Origin of the sequence: Neptuniibacter sp. QD37_6 (assembly GCF_047778085.1) — a bacterium.
GTDB lineage: Bacteria > Pseudomonadota > Gammaproteobacteria > Pseudomonadales > Balneatricaceae > Neptuniibacter.
This window is the reverse complement of sequence record NZ_CP180550.1, coordinates 1,744,197-1,761,922: the sequence shown is the minus strand read 5'-3', so window position 1 is coordinate 1,761,922 and position 17,726 is coordinate 1,744,197. Positions and strand designations below refer to the sequence as shown.

17 protein-coding genes are annotated in these 17,726 nt (G+C 44.0%); 7 read left to right on the top strand and 10 right to left on the bottom strand.

Features of this window, described 5'->3' with window-relative positions:
* Positions 1 to 3: 3 nt before the first annotated feature.
* Positions 4 to 771, bottom strand: a complete 768-nt coding sequence (locus ACMXYO_RS08280) for a hypothetical protein (protein ID WP_415888019.1) — start codon at positions 769 to 771, stop codon at positions 4 to 6.
* An 88-nt stretch (positions 772 to 859) separates the two neighbouring features.
* Positions 860 to 1,186 carry a hypothetical protein gene (locus ACMXYO_RS08275; RefSeq protein WP_415888018.1) on the bottom strand — a complete coding sequence of 109 codons (327 nt, stop codon included), beginning with the start codon at positions 1,184 to 1,186 and terminating at the stop codon, positions 860 to 862.
* A gap of 180 nt (positions 1,187 to 1,366) precedes the next feature.
* Here ACMXYO_RS08275 and ACMXYO_RS08270 point away from each other — a divergent pair, with 180 nt between their 5' ends.
* Both ACMXYO_RS08270 and ACMXYO_RS08265 read left to right on the top strand, forming a co-directional pair.
* Complete coding sequence (locus ACMXYO_RS08270) at positions 1,367 to 2,614, top strand: DEAD/DEAH box helicase (RefSeq protein ID WP_415888017.1); 1,248 nt, start codon at positions 1,367 to 1,369, stop codon at positions 2,612 to 2,614.
* Between the two features lie 138 nt (positions 2,615 to 2,752).
* Entirely contained in the window at positions 2,753 to 3,793 is a 1,041-nt protein-coding gene (locus ACMXYO_RS08265; RefSeq protein ID WP_415884719.1) for an IS481 family transposase, read from the top strand.
* 89 nt (positions 3,794 to 3,882) lie between these two features.
* Here the strand turns inward: ACMXYO_RS08265 and ACMXYO_RS08260 are convergent, their stop codons facing one another.
* From ACMXYO_RS08260 to ACMXYO_RS08235, 6 genes are all read right to left on the bottom strand, one after another.
* The gene (locus ACMXYO_RS08260) at positions 3,883 to 4,077 is read right to left on the bottom strand and encodes a hypothetical protein (RefSeq protein WP_415888016.1); all 195 of its coding nucleotides are present in this window, start codon (positions 4,075 to 4,077) and stop codon (positions 3,883 to 3,885) included.
* Positions 4,078 to 4,234: 157 nt separating this feature from the next.
* On the bottom strand, positions 4,235 to 5,485 hold the full coding sequence (locus ACMXYO_RS08255; RefSeq protein WP_415888015.1) for a bifunctional molybdopterin-guanine dinucleotide biosynthesis adaptor protein MobB/molybdopterin molybdotransferase MoeA: 1,251 nt from the start codon (positions 5,483 to 5,485) through the stop codon (positions 4,235 to 4,237).
* 11 nt (positions 5,486 to 5,496) lie between these two features.
* Positions 5,497 to 6,582, bottom strand: coding sequence for a molybdenum cofactor guanylyltransferase MobA (gene mobA, locus ACMXYO_RS08250; protein ID WP_415888014.1), 1,086 nt, complete (start codon positions 6,580 to 6,582; stop codon positions 5,497 to 5,499).
* Positions 6,575 to 7,252: an energy-coupling factor ABC transporter ATP-binding protein gene (locus ACMXYO_RS08245; RefSeq protein WP_415888013.1), complete on the bottom strand. Its 678-nt coding sequence runs from the start codon at positions 7,250 to 7,252 to the stop codon at positions 6,575 to 6,577. Before ACMXYO_RS08245 ends, mobA begins: the two co-directional genes overlap by 8 nt.
* 21 nt (positions 7,253 to 7,273) lie before the next feature.
* Positions 7,274 to 7,975: an ABC transporter permease gene (locus ACMXYO_RS08240; protein WP_415888012.1), complete on the bottom strand. Its 702-nt coding sequence runs from the start codon at positions 7,973 to 7,975 to the stop codon at positions 7,274 to 7,276.
* Between the two features lie 77 nt (positions 7,976 to 8,052).
* Positions 8,053 to 8,880, bottom strand: a complete 828-nt coding sequence (locus ACMXYO_RS08235; protein WP_415888011.1) for a substrate-binding domain-containing protein — start codon at positions 8,878 to 8,880, stop codon at positions 8,053 to 8,055.
* A 357-nt stretch (positions 8,881 to 9,237) separates the two neighbouring features.
* Here ACMXYO_RS08235 and ACMXYO_RS08230 point away from each other — a divergent pair, with 357 nt between their 5' ends.
* On the top strand, positions 9,238 to 10,623 hold the full coding sequence (locus tag ACMXYO_RS08230) for a sigma-54-dependent transcriptional regulator (RefSeq protein ID WP_415888010.1): 1,386 nt from the start codon (positions 9,238 to 9,240) through the stop codon (positions 10,621 to 10,623).
* Positions 10,620 to 12,746 carry a cache domain-containing protein gene (locus ACMXYO_RS08225; protein WP_415888009.1) on the top strand — a complete coding sequence of 709 codons (2,127 nt, stop codon included), beginning with the start codon at positions 10,620 to 10,622 and terminating at the stop codon, positions 12,744 to 12,746. Before ACMXYO_RS08230 ends, ACMXYO_RS08225 begins: the two co-directional genes overlap by 4 nt.
* Here the strand turns inward: ACMXYO_RS08225 and ACMXYO_RS08220 are convergent.
* Complete coding sequence (locus ACMXYO_RS08220; protein WP_415881331.1) at positions 12,743 to 13,651, bottom strand: substrate-binding domain-containing protein; 909 nt, start codon at positions 13,649 to 13,651, stop codon at positions 12,743 to 12,745. The genes ACMXYO_RS08225 and ACMXYO_RS08220 overlap by 4 nt on opposite strands.
* Position 13,652: 1 nt before the next feature.
* Positions 13,653 to 14,507 (bottom strand): formate dehydrogenase accessory sulfurtransferase FdhD, encoded by an 855-nt coding sequence (gene fdhD / locus ACMXYO_RS08215; RefSeq protein WP_415888008.1) that lies wholly within the window; start codon positions 14,505 to 14,507, stop codon positions 13,653 to 13,655.
* A 326-nt stretch (positions 14,508 to 14,833) separates the two neighbouring features.
* Between fdhD and ACMXYO_RS08210 the strand changes: the two genes are divergently transcribed.
* The 3 genes from ACMXYO_RS08210 (at position 14,834) to ACMXYO_RS08200 (ending at position 17,720) form a co-directional block, all read left to right on the top strand.
* Positions 14,834 to 15,277: a DUF3305 domain-containing protein gene (locus ACMXYO_RS08210; RefSeq protein WP_415881333.1), complete on the top strand. Its 444-nt coding sequence runs from the start codon at positions 14,834 to 14,836 to the stop codon at positions 15,275 to 15,277.
* Complete coding sequence (locus ACMXYO_RS08205; RefSeq protein ID WP_415888007.1) at positions 15,267 to 15,785, top strand: DUF3306 domain-containing protein; 519 nt, start codon at positions 15,267 to 15,269, stop codon at positions 15,783 to 15,785. The genes ACMXYO_RS08210 and ACMXYO_RS08205 overlap by 11 nt, the downstream gene beginning before the upstream one ends.
* Positions 15,786 to 16,049: 264 nt before the next feature.
* Positions 16,050 to 17,720, top strand: a complete 1,671-nt coding sequence (locus tag ACMXYO_RS08200) for a 4Fe-4S dicluster domain-containing protein (protein ID WP_415888006.1) — start codon at positions 16,050 to 16,052, stop codon at positions 17,718 to 17,720.
* The last annotated feature ends 6 nt before the right edge of the window (positions 17,721 to 17,726 follow it).

The window sequence follows — 17,726 nt, the reverse complement described above, 5'->3', positions numbered from 1 at the left end:
AAACTATTTAGCTCTCCAGTCATCCAAACCATAATGGCTCATCACCTGCGCAATACCATCCCCCCGCTTTAGGATGGCCATCTTTTCATCAAAGACCTCCATCATTTTCTTAATATCATCTTGCATATTAATTTGCGGTGAAAAAGCCATATAGATATTTGCTTCTTGTACACAACCTGCACTTTTAAACCTATCCCACTTACCCGCATTTTTTAACGTATATACAGTACTGTTGTACGTAAATAAGAAAGCATGAATTCGATTTCGCAGCACTTTTTTAGCCTGCTGGACTATGTGGCGTTCATTATATGGAAGGTATTGAAACTGCTCAGGATTAAGTAATGCGTAATCATTTAATTCTTCAATAGAAGTATCTGTAGATAAGCCAAACTGTTTATTCTTAAGGCTATGAATATTCTCGTACTGCCACTCCTTTTCTCTATCGGTAAAAAAGCACATACGCTGTGTACCCACTTCATTTATCGGGTAAAGAAGATCGGGCGCTTCAGGTTTAGCTGGAGATAGAACAGCATGAACTCGCCCCTGTTGAGTCATAGATAAAGCTCGGCTCCAAGGATAAATACGAATATCTAATTCATACTGCGTATCACTGTAAATCTGCTTAACCAAGTCGATAATGTAGCCGGGGTCGTCAGCTTCAGGGCAGATCTGCGGGCACCAATCAATGGCTGCGATATTGATAACCTGCTTCTCTGCGAAACTGGTATTAGGTAACAGAAGACAAGAAATAAGAAAAAGATAGGAACGCATGCATATACCCAAACTCTTCAAGGGCGAACCCTAATGAGCTTAAGTATAGCAAGCAGATCTAAAAGATTAGCGAAAGGAAAGTTAGGTATTAGCGACCAAAATACTGATCAATAATATCTGGAAGCTCATCAAAAGCTTCCATTTCGAAACTATCAATCTGTTGATCGAAGTGACTTAAGTAACGCTTAGCATGATCACGGCTTAACGCCCTACCAAGTATGGCATAATCAATTTCAGGGAGTGTTTTATCATGACGCGGCTCAACCTGCCATGTGATATAAGCTGGCGCGGATCTTTGTAATTTTAAACCTGCTTGAATGCAAAATTTATCAACATGACTCAACCCTTCAGGACCTAAACACCCAGGTTCGATACGGAAGATTACTGTCAGTTTCTTACTATCCGCTAACGTCATTTCTCTTCTCTATTCAATAAGTTATAAGCTCTACCTTGTTTGTGAGTCTACTATAAATCATCAAACAAGCGTTTGCCTACTTTAGTACCTAACATAGTATGATCTGAATCACACGACTATGACTAATTAGATTGAATTGCTTTATAATTGCCGCTTTTTGCAAGTCTCTTGAGGGGCAATATGAAATTTTCATCGCTAGACCTATCACCTGAGTTACAACAAGCTCTGGATGAATGCGGCTATACAGACATGACCCCAATTCAAGAGCAAGCAATTGTGCCCGGCCGCCGCGGCAAAGATCTGCTTGCCAATGCCCAAACAGGCACAGGTAAAACAGCAGCCTTTTCCATCCCAATTCTGCAGAAAATTTCCGATAATCCGCGTGACTTAGCTGAGCGTCAGATTCGCTCTATTATCCTAACGCCTACTCGTGAGCTCGCACAGCAGCTTGCAGAAACGATTGGCCGGTACAATAAACACCTGAATCTTCGAGTCTTGGCCGTTTATGGTGGCGTAAACCTTGATACCCAGAAGAAGAAATTACGTCACGGTGCAGACCTACTGATTGCCACACCAGGCCGCTTAATCGAACACTTAAGCGGTAGCAATGTAGATCTTAGCAAAACTGAATTTGCCGTACTTGATGAAGCTGATCGTATGCTTGATATGGGCTTTGTCACAGATGTGCTGACTATATTGGAAGCTACACCTTCTTCAAAGCAAACCCTACTCTTCTCTGCCACTCTATCTGACGCTGTCCACAAGCTGTCCAGAAAAATTCAGAAGAAGCCTGAGCAGATTAAAGCAGCTAGACAGAACTCGATTGCAGACACAGTTGATCATGTTGTGTACCCGGTGGAGGAGAAGCGTAAAGCAGACCTTTTTGCGGAGCTGATACAGGAAGAAAATTGGTTCCAAGTATTGGTATTCACCAGCACAAAAGCTCAAGCTAACGAGCTTATGCTTGATCTTAAAGTAGACGGCATTGAAGCTGTTATTTGTCACGGTGATAAAAGCCAAGGCGCGCGCCGTCGAGCTGTTGCAGATTTTAAAGCGGGTAAAATCCAAGTACTGGTTGCAACCGAAGTTGCTGCGCGTGGATTGGATATTCAAGGATTAGAACACGTTGTAAATTACAATCTTCCCTACCTTGCCGAAGACTATGTACACCGTGTGGGCCGTACAGGCCGAGCAGGGACACAAGGCAAGGCTATATCTTTTGTAAGCCGAGAGGAAGAAAGTGCTTTAGATAGCATTGAACGCCTTATTGGCACACCGATCAAACGTATATTCCGCAAAGGCTACGAGGTGGGTAGTCGAGAAGGTCTGAGAAAGCGCATTCACAAGAAAGGCCCTAAGAAGAAGCACAATAAAGCAACGCGCACCCAAGTTATTGGCCGCAAGTCTTCTGCAAAGAAAAAGAGCTAGCTAATTCTGCAAAATCCAATAAAAAAGGAGCTTAAATGAATTAGTCTCGACCTAATCTGACATATCTTCTTGAGAAAGAGAGAGTTACCCGTTTTGATAAAGGTGCTGAAATCTTAAATCAAAACAAAGGTAACTCTCATGTTGCATACTAGCAATCCCATCATTAAACACAAAGCAGGCTTACTCAACCTTGCGGAAGAACTTGGAAACGTCTCAAAAGCCTGCAAAGTAATGGGTGTCTCCCGTGATACGTTTTATCGCTATCAGGAACTTGTTGAGGAAGGCGGTGTTGATTCACTGATCAACCGATCTCGCAGAACGCCCAATGTCAAAAACCGTGTAGATGAGCAGATTGAGAACGCTGTCATTGAACACGCGATAGCTTTCCCCGCTCATGGCCAAGCCCGAACCAGTAACGAACTGCGTAAAGCTGGCGTGTTTGTATCGGGCAGTGGTGTTCGTTCCATCTGGCTACGTCATAACTTAGAAAACTTTAAAAAGCGCCTTTCGGCTCTGGAAGCAAAGGTTGCGAGTGAAGGTATCATTCTGACGGATGACCAAGTGGCTGCGCTTGAGAAGAAGAAACAAGATGACGAAGCCTGCGGTGAAATAGAAACGCATCATCCTGGCTATCTGGGTTCTCAGGACACGTTCTACGTGGGTAATCTAAAAGGGGTTGGCAGGATATATCAGCAAACCTTTGTTGATACGTACAGCAAGGTAGCGTTCGCTAAGCTCTACACGACGAAAACCCCAATTACCTCAGCCGATGTATTGAATGATCGTGTATTACCATTCTTTGAGGCTCAGGAGCTGCCTATGCTGCGTATCCTGACTGATCGAGGCACGGAATACTGTGGCAAGGTTGAGCAGCACGATTACCAGCTATATCTCGCCATCAACGATATTGATCACACGAAAACCAAAGCGAGACACCCACAGACTAACGGTATCTGTGAGCGCTTCCATAAAACGATATTGAACGAGTTTTATCAGGTTACGTTCCGTAAAAAGCTCTATGCTTCACTGGAAGAACTGCAAAAAGATCTGGACGAATGGCTGGATTATTACAACAATGAACGAACTCATCAGGGGAAAATGTGCTGTGGCAGAACGCCACTGGAAACATTGCTTGATGGAAAACAGATTTGGGCTGAAAAGAATTTAGCCCAAATCTAATCTGACAGTAGCACTGGAAAGAACGGGTAACTGTCAGATCAGGTCTGAGCTAGTACAGCTTAAATAAGCTCCTTTTTTATGCAAACGACTTAGAAATTCGGCATATTCATATCGAAATCACGCTTTAAAGAGCGCTGTTCCATATAATTATCAGAGCCCTGCTTTTTGCGCTTTCCTTTCGCTACCTTCCTACGCTGATGATCCGCGTATTGACCATCCATATAGTCTTCTTCCATTTCATCCTGCTCTAATGGCAAATTAGCCAATCGAAGTTTGCTACTCATCTATCAGTCCTAATTCATTACTAACAGCCCGTTACGGGCTTGATTAAGTTAGTTAATGAAACCTTATTTTTATGACCAAACAATGAAAGCGATATGACAAATTCAGTTACAAAAAAAGGGCCTTAATCAGCCCTTATTTGAAAAATCGAAAAGCTCTTTAGACAAGATCTGAGAATGGCTGAATAGTGACCTTTTGCCCTGCATCGATACCTGCAAACTCATCAGAGATCTCGATTAAACAATTGGCAGAAACCATAGAGGTTAAGATGCCAGAGCCTTGACTGCCTGTAGACCTAACAACCAATTCGCCATTGTCATTAATTGAATAAACACCACGGCTGTAATCAGTCCTACCCGGCCTAGATCGAAGAGAAGTCTCAGCAATTGCCACCATACGTCTTGGTTGCCAATTTATCTCCCCCGCCATTTTACGCAACGCAGGCTGAACAAACTGAGTAAACGTCACCATCACAGCAACTGGATTACCCGGCAGTCCGAAAAACGGTGTATGGCCCAACTTGCCGAAGGCTAGCGGACGACCTGGACGCATCGCTATACGCCAGAAATTGATTTTACCTACAGCAGCCAACGCATCTTTAATAAAATCGGCCTGCCCCATCGATACGCCACCAGAGGAGATTACCATATCGGCTTCATTAGATGCCTTACGTAAGGTCTCTTCCATTGCCTGCTGAGAATCTTCGATAATTCCGTAATCAATCACCTCGCAGCCTAAACGCTGCAAAAGCCCGGTAAGAGAAAAACGATTTGTATCGTAAATGCAGTTTTCAGGTAACGGTTGACCTTGCGCTGTAACTTCATCACCCGTAGAGAAGATGGCGACCTTTAAAGATCGATAGGCTGTCACCTCAGTATGACCTAGTGAAGCGATTAAACCTAACTCTTGAGGACGTAAAAGACATCCCGCTTTAAGCGCCGTCTCTCCTTCAGCGATGTCCTCACCCGCCTCTCTGACATTCTGCCCTTTTTTGACCGACCCAACGAAAGTTAATTGCTCACCATCTCGTGTACATGCCTCTTTAATGATGACGCTATCAGCACCCTCGGGCACTGGCGCCCCCGTCATGATTTCTACTGCCTGATTAGGCCCGAGCTGACCCAAGAAGGCCTCACCCGCAAAAACACGACCAATAACGTCTAAGGATTCACCAGATAAACCATCAGCTGCTACAGCATAACCGTCCATCGCAGAGTTTCGTTGTTGCGGAACATTAATGCCAGAAACCAAATCCACTGCCAGAATGCGATTAATCGCCTCTGAAACAGCTACAGTTTCGGTGCTGCTTTGAATATCAATTTGATTAAGTATGGTCTGAATACTTTCAGGAACAGGTAACATACCACCCGGATTTGCGGCCGGATCAAAACAACTTAACACTTCGCTCATCAATCAATTACCTAGCTGATGTACTCTTTAATAAAACGCAGAATTTCATCTGTGTCATTAATGTTGAACAAGGGTAGTTCTCGATGCAATTGTAATGGCTCATCAGAAGCCACCGCAATTATGTTTTCATCTTCAAGGTACATTAAGCCTTTATTGATCTCTTTACGATGCAACTCGATCTTTGGAAAAGACTCCTGCTTAAAGCCCTCTACCAAGACCAGATCTAAAAGAGAGTGATCCATACGACTTAACATATGGTTTAGAGATGGACGATCACCCTGATCCTGCTCAACCATTAACGCCCAACGCTTACCTGAGCTAATCAGCATCTGATCAGCACCTGCTTTTCTAAGCTCGTAACTATCTTTACCAGGATGATCAACATCGAATTTATGGTGAGCATGCTTAATAACACCAACACGAATACCATCTTCTTTTAGAGCTGGGATCAGCTTTTTCAATAATGTAGTTTTGCCTGTACCACTCCAAGCTGCAAAGCCAAGTAGTTTTGGCATCTGTTGAAGATCATCGAGATCATCGCGACGATTCACATTGGTGAAAGCCTCAGGGAAATCAGAGAAATCAACTTCCGTGTAGTTATGCTGAGCATACCAACGGTCGATCTTACGTTCACCAGCAGCCAACGCTTTCTGGACACTTTCTAGTAGATCGCGATGAATCAAAGCAACAACCGGCTGCATACGCTTGCCATCAGTTGCTACAGCAATTTCTGCCTTTTGTTCACGTGCTTGAAGCAACATACGACGAACTAAGACTGGAGGTAAAAACGGCCCATCACATGGTGCAAATAACACCCAATCTGTAGCAGCATGATGAAGACCGGTAGCAATCCCCATTAATGGCCCTTGAAAATCACCTTCAAGATCAGAAATAACCGGCAATCCCAATGTACCATAGGCATCCATACTACGATTTGCGTTGATCATACAGCGCGCCACTTGTGGCTGAACAACATCTAAAACATGCTTAATCAGCGGCTTACCATTTAGCTCCATCCAGCCTTTATCTACCCCCCCCATTCGGCGAGCCATACCACCAGCAAGAATAACGGCAGTCACTTGATCAGGATTATGCATATTGATTAGCCTCATTTAATTGAGCTGTTTCTTTTATAGAACCATTTTCTAGCAACAAGTTGCGCTGACAAAGCTCGGTCACACAATTACTTTGATGACTAGAAACCATGACTGCGGTACCGCCATCAACCATCTCTTTAACTAATTCAGCAACAGTTTCTACCGATTTACGATCTAGATTGGCTGTTGGCTCATCAAGAAATAGAAGACCTGGATTCAAAACCCACGCGCGAGCAAGCGCCAAACGTTGCTTTTCACCACCAGACAAAGAATGCGCCTGCTGTTCAGCCAAAGACTCTAGGCGAGACCAAGCCAACCCTTTAGCTACTAGTGTTTTGATTTTTTGTCTAGATTCACCACGAAGGCGTAAACCATAAGCAATATTATCTTTCACTGTGCCAGCGAAGATGTATGGTGTTTGATGAAGGTAAACGACCTTAGGGTGCAATTTTGTGTTAAGAAAACTACGATTATTTGGCGTTACCGTAACCGAGCCTTCACAAGGCTTATCTAGGCCTGCCAAAATTTTCATCAGCGTTGTCTTACCAGCACCGTTATCACCACTCAGGTGAAAGCTCTCGCCCTCTTTCAACGTCAATTGATCAATATTAAATAGCTCTCGTTGGTCAAAACGCTTTACCAGATTGCTAGCATTTAATTCGATACTCATAACATCCTCACAATCAAGCCGTTAGACTGCCTGACCTTTACCTCGTACTGACGCCAAGGTGAAATTCAAAAATAGAGCAAGCACCAATAAAACCAAACCAAGTGCCACTCCTTGAGCGAACATCCCCTTACTCGTTTCCAGCGCAATCGCTGTCGGAATATTTCGCGTATAACCCATAATGTTGCCGCCGACCATCATCGAACAACCAACTTCTGAGATGATTCGACCAAAACCTGCTACCACGACAGCAAGCAAAGCGAATCTTGCTTCCCGCATAATCGTGATAATTGAAAAAGTGTAACCTGCACCTAATGTTCGCGCAGTTTCCCAAGCCCTTCTATCAACGGCTTGAAAAGCAGAATGACTCATGCAAACCAAAAGCGGAAACGCCAGCATAACCTGACCAATAATCATGGCGGGTTGCGTAAACAACAAATGCAGATCCCCAAATGGCCCGCTACGCGACAACATAAGATATAAAGTTAAGCCGACCACTACTGTAGGAACTGCCATTAGCGCATTAAATAGAGCAATAACAATTGAACGCCCTTTAAAATCACACATCGCCAATAAAAAACCCACTAAAATAGCGGGCACAGTGGCAATCGCGATTGCTGTAATTGAAACTCGAAAAGAAACGCCAATAATATTCCAAAGATCTGCATCAAAACTAAACAACAACTGCAGAGCCAACATCGACGTATCTAACAGATTATCTTGCATTATTCACTACTACATCAGGAAAAAGAGCCTGTGAAAGCAATCAGTTAGCATTCACAGGCAACATACTAAATAATTGTTTACTTAGTCGCTACTTCTGCTTGTGCAGAACCATGAAACAAAGCTTTACCTTTGATACGGAAATCATTGATCATCTTTTGACCTTCTGAAGATACGAACCAGTTAGAAAGCTGTTCAGCGCCTTTTACATTTAACCCACTGTGTAGTTTTGGGTTAACCTGAATGATCTGGTACGGGTTGAATAAACGCTTGTCACCCTGAACCAAAAGCTTCAGCTGTAGGCGGTCTTCATAAGCTAACCAAGTGCCACGGTCAGTCATTGTATAACCATTAAGCTCATCAGCGATCTGAAGCACTTTACCCATGCCCTGACCTACTTCTTTATAGTTAGCAAACTCTTTTCCTTGAGAAGTTGCTGCCCATAGAGAAAGCTCTTTTTTGTGTGTACCTGAGTCGTCACCACGAGAGATAAAATCTGCATTAACTTTTGCGATGGCCGCTAAAGCATCTGCAACATTATTAGAATCTTTAATTTTTGCTGGATCAGCTGCTGGGCCAACGATTACAAAATCGTTATACATAACGCTTTTAGGGCTTACACCAAAACCGCCATCTACGAATTTCTGCTCGGCTTTAGGAGCGTGAGTCATAACCACATCAACATCACCTGCCACACCCATACGCAACGCCTTACCTGTGCCGACAGCAATTACTTGTACTTTAGCGTCATGCTGCTTTTCGAATACAGGTAACAACTTGTCTAACAAACCAGAATTATACGTACTCGTTGTCGTTGCAAGACGGATAATTTGTTCTTCAGCAACCGCTGTAACTGAAGTTGCCGCCAAAATAGTTGTGGAGAGGGCTGCCGCGATCCACTTTTTCATCTCTTCATTCCTTATTTAATAATTATGATTTATCCAATACACGCGCCACACACACCCTGTGCAGGCAGTTTTAGCGTGCCTGACACCCTAGAGAGCAATTTAAATGCCAATGATATAGAGCAGCTTAACTTTTAGACTTTAAGACGTTATTTTTCGCACCAAAATAGGTTATTTTGATTAATAATTCAGCAACTTTTAGGCTAACTGAGAAAAAATGAAACAATAGTCTTATCACTCTTTTCAGGTTTATGAGTCATAATGACCACACAAAACATTGACTGGGTCAAATTGTCCAATAGAATTGGATCCCTTCCCCAGACATTACCGTCACGGTCATTTTTAGAGATTTGAGTTGAAATGAATTCACCTCTGCAAAGCACGCAAGCTCCCGCAGTATCAGTATTGGTTGTTGATGACGAAGTTGGCATGAGAAGCTTCCTACAAAAAGCTCTCGCAAAACGCTTCGCCTTAGTAGAAACCGCAGGTAGTGTTGAAGAAGCTGAAGAACTCAGAAAACGCTGCCACTTTGATCTCTTAATCGTTGATATTAAGCTGCCCGGCCGATCTGGTATGGAATGGCATGAAGCCTTCGAAGATACCAACCGAAGCAGTGATATCATATTCATGACCGCCTACGCTGATCTGGATACTGCTATACAGGCTCTCAGAGCTGGCGCTTCTGATTTTATACTCAAGCCATTCCGCCTTGAACAAATGATGAATGCAGTTGATCGCTGCCTCGACAAACGTGCTATGGAAAGAGCAAATTTCGTCTTACGTCGTGAAGTTGATAACGCCTTCCCTATGACCGATATGATCGGTACTGGACCAGCGATTAAGCAAGTACTAGACGTCATCCACCGTGTAGCCAACACCCCTTCTGCAGTACTTATTGAAGGCGAAACAGGTACAGGTAAAGAACTAGCAGCACGCATGCTGCACCAGCTAAGCAATCGAAGCGGCCCATTCGTACCGGTTAACTGTGGCGCTATTGCACCTGATCTTTTGGAAGCCGAGCTTTTTGGACACACCAAAGGCGCTTTCACTGGCGCAAACAAAGCTCGTGAAGGTCTATTTAATTTTGCTAGCGGCGGCACTCTCTTTCTTGACGAAGTTGGTGAAATCCCGCTACTTATGCAGGCTAAACTTTTGCGCGCTTTAGAACAAAAAGCAGTTAGACCTGTAGGGAGCGAGCAAGAAACAAGCGTTGATGTACGCATCATTGCTGCAACCAACCGCCAATTAAAAGAAGAAGTAGCAGAGAACCGCTTCCGCGAAGATCTGTATTACCGCTTGAACGTACTCAGCATCACCCTGCCACCGTTACGTGATCGCCGTGAAGACCTTCCAGATCTGATCCATCATTTTTCAGTAAAGCTGTCGCGTGAACTCGGCCTATCACCTATCCCGTTTACTCATGATGACCTTAAAGCCATGCAGGCTTACAACTGGTCAGGCAATATTCGAGAACTAAAAAACCTAATTGAACGCTGCATTTTATTAGGCAAGCTCCCCGCTGATTACTTCAAAGAGCAAGATAGCAGCGAACCTAAAGCTTGTGGCAGTTTTGCAGGCTGGTCATTAGACGAGGTTGAAAAGCACCATATACTGCTAACCCTAGAACAACATTCTGGCAACAAGTCCTCCACTGCCCGAGAGCTTGGCGTATCCAGAAAAACTCTAGATCGAAAATTGGCCGCTTGGGCTCAACAGGACGAAACGGTTGATGAGATCTCTGCATGAAATCCAGTTGGTATAATTTCAGCAGCACCTTAAGACACAAACTTCTATTACTCACTCTGCTACCTTTGCTGTTAACTGCAATAGGCTTTGCCATTATGGCGGCCTATTGGACGACCAGCTATACCGACCGCCAGCTCTACATGAAAGTTAGCGCAGACCTTTCTGTAGCCAGCGGCACCCTTAATTATATGCAACAAGAACATCAAAACATTTTGATGCAGCTTGGTAACAGTTACGAATTCAGAACAAATCTTCAGCAAAACAACCGTCACGCTTTGCAAGGCCAGTTACACGAAATTCGCCAAAGCCGCTCCTTAGATTTCTTGAGATTCATTGATGCGCAAGAGCTAAACTCAACTCAAGAACCCTCATTACAAGAACTTTCTAAAAGATTGTTATTAAAAGAGAATCTAACCGGATTGGCAGTAATCCATAAAGATGAACTTGATCAAATTAATATGGGGCTTGGCGACAAAGGACATATCAATTTAATAGATACCCCACGTGCAATCCCAAGCAACAGAACAGTTGAAGACCGCTCCATGGTACTTCGCGCTCTCGTGCCAATCACAGATGATTTTGGGCAGCTAATCGGCGTATTAGACTCAGGCACCATTCTCAACAATACCACTGATGCCGTAGATACCATTCGAGATCTGGTTTACGGAGAAGGCACCTTACCAGAAGGCGGAATTGGAACTGTTACCCTTTTTCTCGATGACGTTCGAATCAGCACCAATGTTCCCCAAGAAAGGGAATCATTCAAATCCTCCACCCCTCTGACGTTAAAGCAACGAGCAATCGGAACACGGGTATCAGCGGAAGTTAGGAAAGAAGTTTTACGCAAAGGTGACACATGGATAAATAGAGCCTTCGTAGTCAACGATTGGTACATCTCTGCTTATAAGCCACTACTTGATTTCAACAACAATAAAATCGGGATGATCTATGCTGGTTTTACAGAGGCCCCCTTTACCAAGATTTATTACAAGACACTAATCGAATCCGCCTCTCTTATCGCCTTGATCATGCTGGTCTCTGCCGTCCTTGTTTTCAAAAAGACTCAACTTATTATCCGCCCACTTAATAAAATCCACAAAGTGGTAACGGACATTCGTAACGGCGAAACCGACCATCGTATCGGGCAACTTGAAGCAGCCGATGAATTAGTTGAGCTAGCCGAACAGTTTGATGTCATGCTTGATCTAATTGAAGAGCGCGAGAAACAGATCAGACAAGCCAATGATCAGCTAGAGATTACAGTTGAAAAAAGAACTCGCTCATTAAAAAACCGTACGGATGCGCTCAAGCAGCATATCAAGCTACTTAAAAGCACCCGAAAGCAGCTTCTTGATAAAGAAAAGCTGGCTGTATTGGGTGAGCTTACTGCAGGTATTGCTCACGAAATTAATAACCCAGCAGCGGTAATCCTTGGAAATATGGATCTATTGGTTGCAGAGCTCGGTGATGCCGTTAAACCCGCTCAGGATGAAGTAGACATGGTTATTGAGCAGGTATATCGGATAAGATCCCTAATTAACAACCTACTGCAGTACAGTCGACCCGGTCAGTACTTAGAGCAATACGAACATTTAATGTTAAACAGTATTAGCGACGATACTTTGCAGTTAGTTTCCCATGCGCTTGAGAAACAGCAAGTGGTCGTAGAGCGAAATTATCATGCAACCTGTCCTATTGAAGTTAACTGCCAGCAAGTACAGCAAGTTCTGGTTAACCTAATACTCAACGCCTCCCACGCACTAGAAGGCCCAGGTGTAGTAACTATTCAAACTGATGATTGGATTGAGGATGGAGAGGTTAGAGGCGCAACCATTAGTGTTATAGATCAGGGAAAAGGCATTTCCGAAGAACATCTAGAACGTATATTTGATCCATTCTTTACGACTAAAAAAAGTGGTACAGGACTTGGTTTATCTGTAAGTTACGGCATCATTCGCCGGCATGGTGGCGACATTACCGTCCGCTCAGAAGAAGAGCTTGGAACCATGTTCAAAGTCCATCTACTAAAAACCGCCAACCCCACGGGGGATGGCGGTGTCGAAGGCATTCTGGATGGCCTTGCAGCCGCAGAAAGAACCAATAGGCGTGCCATGAACGCTTAGCCTGGATCTGAACTCCAAATGAGGCGACCGCATCGACTTAAATCATAACCTTGAAGGCGCTGAGCTAAGGATAGACCCTCTGGACTCTGAAGGAATTCGAATAAGTTTTGCAGTAAGTTCCGGAAATAGACATTCCGCGGAACAACTAAGTCAAAGCTTTCATCGCACACTGGGATAAAGCCAAGCCCAAACTCTCTAGCAGCACTCAAGGTCCCCGGACCTATATCCGCCTCTCCCTTTGCAATTAAAGAAGCAACTTCTCGCTCAGAGAATGCAACACTGCCTACAGTCAGCTGATCCTGCGGGAAAGCATGTCCAGCCAGCCACTCATTCAAAAAGCGCTGCGAGCCAGCACCTTCTTGACGTGTAACCCAGCGAGTACTGTAATCCAGCGCCTCATTGGGGTCTTGTAAGCGTTCGAGGTCCATCGGTCGCATAATCAAACCTTGGCTGCGGTTAAACAAATGAACCAAAATCCAATGCTTAGATTGCGAGAACTGTTGTAACAGCGCAGGATGTCGGACATCGCTTTCTTCGGCGCGCCCCCAATGAATCGCACAGGCATCAGCATGCCCCTGGGCAAGAAGCTCTAAACCAAGCTTTGTACCCGTTACCGTATAACTAAATAACGCTTTAGTTCTGAGATGTTGCGTCAATCTATTAGCTGCTGCCTGTAATAAAGGATCATCACTACCAGATAGCAACAATCGATCGGCCATCATGCCACTATGGCAGCTCTCCAATAACCAGCGATCTACGAGTGACTTGGGGAACAACCATTTACCAGTCAGTTTAGTTGCAGGAATCTCACCCTCAGCAGCCATTGCATACACTTTTTTCTCGTTCAGGTGCAAATAATCAGCCAGCTGCTTAACATTCATAAACGCTTGAGACATATCACTCATCTTATGCCTCCGTTCTTGCTTGCTTAACAGAATTTTGCTGAGGCGGTAACTGCACATCTCTGATCAATGATGCATTACCACTAAACTGTAGAAAATGCTTACCTTTTGCTCGAGCCAACATCGTGATACCCAGTTCTCTGGCCAACTCTAAACCCATCTGGGTTACACCTGAGCGAGACAGCAATACAGGAATCCCCATCTGCGCAACTTTAATAACCATCTCAGATGTTAAGCGACCCGTTGTGTAGAAAATCTTATTATCAATATCTATTCCTTGAAGCCACATACGTCCGGCAAGTGTATCGACTGCATTGTGACGACCAACATCTTCAATAAAAGAAACCACTTGGTCAGCTTCGCAGATAGCACAACCATGTACTGCACCCGCGTTCTTATAAGTATCGTTATGCTTATTAAGGTTATCTAACAGCGCATAAACAGTACTTTGCTTAATCGTTACTTCAGGTAATCTAACCTCCTCAAGCTTTTCCATTACGCTGCCAAACATCGTGCCTTGACCACAACCACTAGTCACTGTGCGCTGCTGAAGCTTTTCCTCCAAGCCTTCAGGTTCGCCATGAGTTACAACAGCGGCTGCTTCAACATCCCAATCTACCTGTATTGCTTTAAGATCAGATAGAGAATGTATAAAGCCCTGATTTCGAAGATAACCAAGGACTAACGCTTCAGGATCACTACCCAAAGTCATTAAGGTAACAATCTCTCTTTTATTTAGATAAATCGTTAATGGGCGTTCACAGGCAATTTGAACCTGTCGAACACGTCCTTGTTCGTCGATCGCCTCTACTTCGTGAGTAAGCTGCGCAGATGCATTACTTATTATGATTTCTGACACGTTTTGCATATTCCAACTCTATTAATACAGCGTCACGCCATCTTCTTCGTAACTTTCTCTCCTTAGTAGCAATTTACGTTCCTACCTTGCGATAACCTTATATTTTCTACCAATTAATACATTTAACTCTGCTTCCAGTAAGTACTAGGTCATTATTAGTGGGTCATTTTGTCCCAACTCTTTAGAAACATGGGAATAATTGTCATAGCATTTGCGCATTAAGCACCTCTAAGCCCACCTATTCACGCTCAACAGCGATTAAATAATGAGATGGCCCGTAGTTTGCAGAACTACAAAGGAGAATTCCCCACGACGGAAGACAAAAAATGTCTGCAACAAAAACAACAGATAACTGGCCACTTCAAGTTTCTCTTTCAGTTGAAAGCATTGAAGTTAACGGCTGGGATACAGAACGCTGGCAGATAGATGCCATTGAGCCTCATCAAGACGATAAGCCTGACTTCTTCCACCTTGATTTAGATCTTCACAAAGATGAACGAACAGCCTATCGCTTTAACTTAGACTCTCAGCAACCACACCTCTTTGTCTTATGCAATGAAGACGAAATGGACAACGCATTAACGCCAATCCACATAACAGCTAGCCAAGACGACGCTGCTTCTTTTATGGATGGCGAACATAAGATGTTAGAAGTCGCGATGCCGCAGGCTGTTCAATGCTGGATAGACACCTACCTAGGCATACACGGTGAACTAATCGATTGCGGTAAAAAGAAGAAAAAAGGCAAGGGACGTAGCAGTGAGCGATAACCAATCATTTTTTTCTCGCTGGTCACAACGTAAAGCTGAGCAGCAATCTGAGCCAATAGAAGAATCTCAAACAGAAGCCTCTCTTTCAGAGGAAGCAGTTGATACCCAAGAGTTACCACCTCTAACCGATGAAGATATGCCTGATATTGAATCACTAGATGACGATTCCAATTTCGAGCAGTTTTTTTCACCTGGTGTATCAGAAGAACTTCGTAATCTCGCCCTAAGAAAACTATTCAGATTACCTGAGTTCAACATTCGTGATGGTCTTAATGATTACGACGAGGATTTCAGCAAAATGCCTGCACTTACCCAAGAAGTCGTTTCTAAGCTTCGAAGTTGGGCAGATGAAAAAATCGAGGAAGCCGAAGAAGGATTTAAAGAAGGCGTTAGCGGCGAGACAGAAGAAGATCAAGAGAGTATCAGCGATACGACCAAGGTCAAAAGCCACGACTTTAGTGATCTAGACGATTCTGATGACTTAGGCGATGCCGATCTTGAATGCTAATTTTTTCAGCAAGTTAGGACAAAGAGTCGGAATGACTCAACCCTTTTTGACTCATAGAGACACTTTGTCCCACCCCGACCTAAGAAAAACAAAAACGACAGACCTAAATGCGCTTTAGGGGAATTTTTACAGCCAAAAACTGGTTCTCCGATTGCTTTATATAAACAACAAATTGTGACGAAAAACCTAAACGTTTGAGTCGCCCCTGAAATAGAGACTAAAGCGTCGACAGAATGCACCCTATTTCAGTCAGTGAGGTAGAGAATGACGACAGAGCAGAGTGTAAACGCCAAAGCACGTGATTTGGCGATAAAACAAGTATCTTTTCCGCAGAACCTAGCGCCTGCGACAGTAACTTACAGCACCTACGGTCACCTATTGATTACGGGTGCCGAGGACACTATTCGTTTAGCTGCAGCACAACTGTCCGGCATGGCAAGCATCACTCTTCTTGCTACCGACCCAATTAGCAATACTGATACTGATCACCTACAACGCGCAATTGACGCATCGCCTGAGCTTAAAGTTCACACTGCGAAGCTTAGCCAGATCAAAGGTTTCCTAGGTCAGTTTCAAGTTACTATCGATCATCAGGGCAATAACGAAAATTTCGCAAAGATTGCTCAGAATAAAAACTGCTTTGATCTGATTTTAAATTTAGGCCAAGAGTCTTTATTCACCACAGATCTAACGCCTGCAGGCTACTTCCACGTTTCACCTGAAAGCAGCACATTGTCTGAAGTCATCGAAGAGCTACCGAACTACATTGGTGAATTTGAAAAGCCTCGTTACTTCCAAATTAATAACGACATCTGTGCACACAGTAATCGCGGTCAAACGGGCTGTACTCGCTGTTTGAATGTTTGCCCTGCGGATGCGATTACCTCTTTTAAAGATTTAATCGAGATCAATCCTCATATGTGCCATGGTGCTGGTGGTTGTGCTACAGCCTGCCCTACAGGAGCGATCTCTTACGCATTACCTCAACCGGTGATGCTGCATAATTATTTGCACCGATTGATTTCTACTTATCAGAATAACGGCGGCACAGCACCAACGATTCTAATCCATGATCATGAAGTTGGCGCTGAGATCATTGCCAACCAACCAGAACTTCTTTCTGACAATGTTCTACCTGTTTCACTAGAAGAAGTGGCAGCAGCAGGACAGGAAAGCTGGTTAGTTAGTTTAGCCTCTGGTGCACAGCAAGTATTACTGCTAGATACACCTAATGTCCCTGATATGGTTCGCGATCTGCTTAAACGTGAATTAAAAACAACCCACGCTATGCTTGAAGGGTTAGGCTACTCTACTGAGCAGATTAAACTAATCACACAAGATGATCTGCCTAACGCCCAATCTGCTTCGTCTTACCGCAACATCCCGACTATTGCAGTCGTGGCTGAGACAAATAAGCGTGAAGCATTGTTCGTTGCTCTAGAGCATTTAACTGAGCATGGCGAAACTGCAAACCAAGATTATATTGCCTTGCCGGCGGGCGCTCCTTTCGGTCAGGTCAACGTAAACAGCTCAAGCTGTACTTTATGCCTGTCTTGCGTTGCCGTCTGTCCCACCCAATCTCTGACTGATGGCGGAGAAATGCCGGCCCTAAATTTCCGTGAACAAAGCTGCGTGCAATGCGGCATGTGCGAAAGCGCATGTCCTGAAAATGCAATTGAGCTTGTTACACAGCTAAACCTAAAAACTGAACGCGCAATCCCTGTTCAGATCCATACAGACGAAGCATTTGAATGCATCTCTTGCGGTAAGCCATTTGCGCCTAAACGCACTGTTGACAAGATGATCGAGAAATTGAGCTCACATCGATTCTTCCAAGGCGATGCCATTCAACGATTAAAGATGTGTGAAGACTGTCGTGTAAATGACATCTACACCGATCTGACCGCTAACCCTGAAAAGCAACTAGAACTGTAAGGAGCA

Coding starts and splice junctions, on each gene's coding strand:
- ACMXYO_RS08255 (WP_415888015.1), bottom strand. CDS start 5,485: ATGAGCGAAGTGTTAAGTTGTTTTGATCCGGCCGCAAATCCGGGTGGT.
- ACMXYO_RS08280 (WP_415888019.1), bottom strand. CDS start 771: ATGCGTTCCTATCTTTTTCTTATTTCTTGTCTTCTGTTACCTAATACC.
- ACMXYO_RS08240 (WP_415888012.1), bottom strand. CDS start 7,975: ATGCAAGATAATCTGTTAGATACGTCGATGTTGGCTCTGCAGTTGTTG.
- ACMXYO_RS08235 (WP_415888011.1), bottom strand. CDS start 8,880: ATGAAAAAGTGGATCGCGGCAGCCCTCTCCACAACTATTTTGGCGGCA.
- ACMXYO_RS08275 (WP_415888018.1), bottom strand. CDS start 1,186: ATGACGTTAGCGGATAGTAAGAAACTGACAGTAATCTTCCGTATCGAA.
- ACMXYO_RS08210 (WP_415881333.1), top strand. CDS start 14,834: ATGTCTGCAACAAAAACAACAGATAACTGGCCACTTCAAGTTTCTCTT.
- mobA (WP_415888014.1), bottom strand. CDS start 6,582: ATGCATAATCCTGATCAAGTGACTGCCGTTATTCTTGCTGGTGGTATG.
- ACMXYO_RS08245 (WP_415888013.1), bottom strand. CDS start 7,252: ATGAGTATCGAATTAAATGCTAGCAATCTGGTAAAGCGTTTTGACCAA.
- ACMXYO_RS08200 (WP_415888006.1), top strand. CDS start 16,050: ATGACGACAGAGCAGAGTGTAAACGCCAAAGCACGTGATTTGGCGATA.
- ACMXYO_RS08220 (WP_415881331.1), bottom strand. CDS start 13,651: ATGAGTGATATGTCTCAAGCGTTTATGAATGTTAAGCAGCTGGCTGAT.
- ACMXYO_RS08225 (WP_415888009.1), top strand. CDS start 10,620: ATGAAATCCAGTTGGTATAATTTCAGCAGCACCTTAAGACACAAACTT.
- ACMXYO_RS08270 (WP_415888017.1), top strand. CDS start 1,367: ATGAAATTTTCATCGCTAGACCTATCACCTGAGTTACAACAAGCTCTG.
- ACMXYO_RS08265 (WP_415884719.1), top strand. CDS start 2,753: ATGTTGCATACTAGCAATCCCATCATTAAACACAAAGCAGGCTTACTC.
- ACMXYO_RS08230 (WP_415888010.1), top strand. CDS start 9,238: ATGAATTCACCTCTGCAAAGCACGCAAGCTCCCGCAGTATCAGTATTG.
- ACMXYO_RS08260 (WP_415888016.1), bottom strand. CDS start 4,077: ATGAGTAGCAAACTTCGATTGGCTAATTTGCCATTAGAGCAGGATGAA.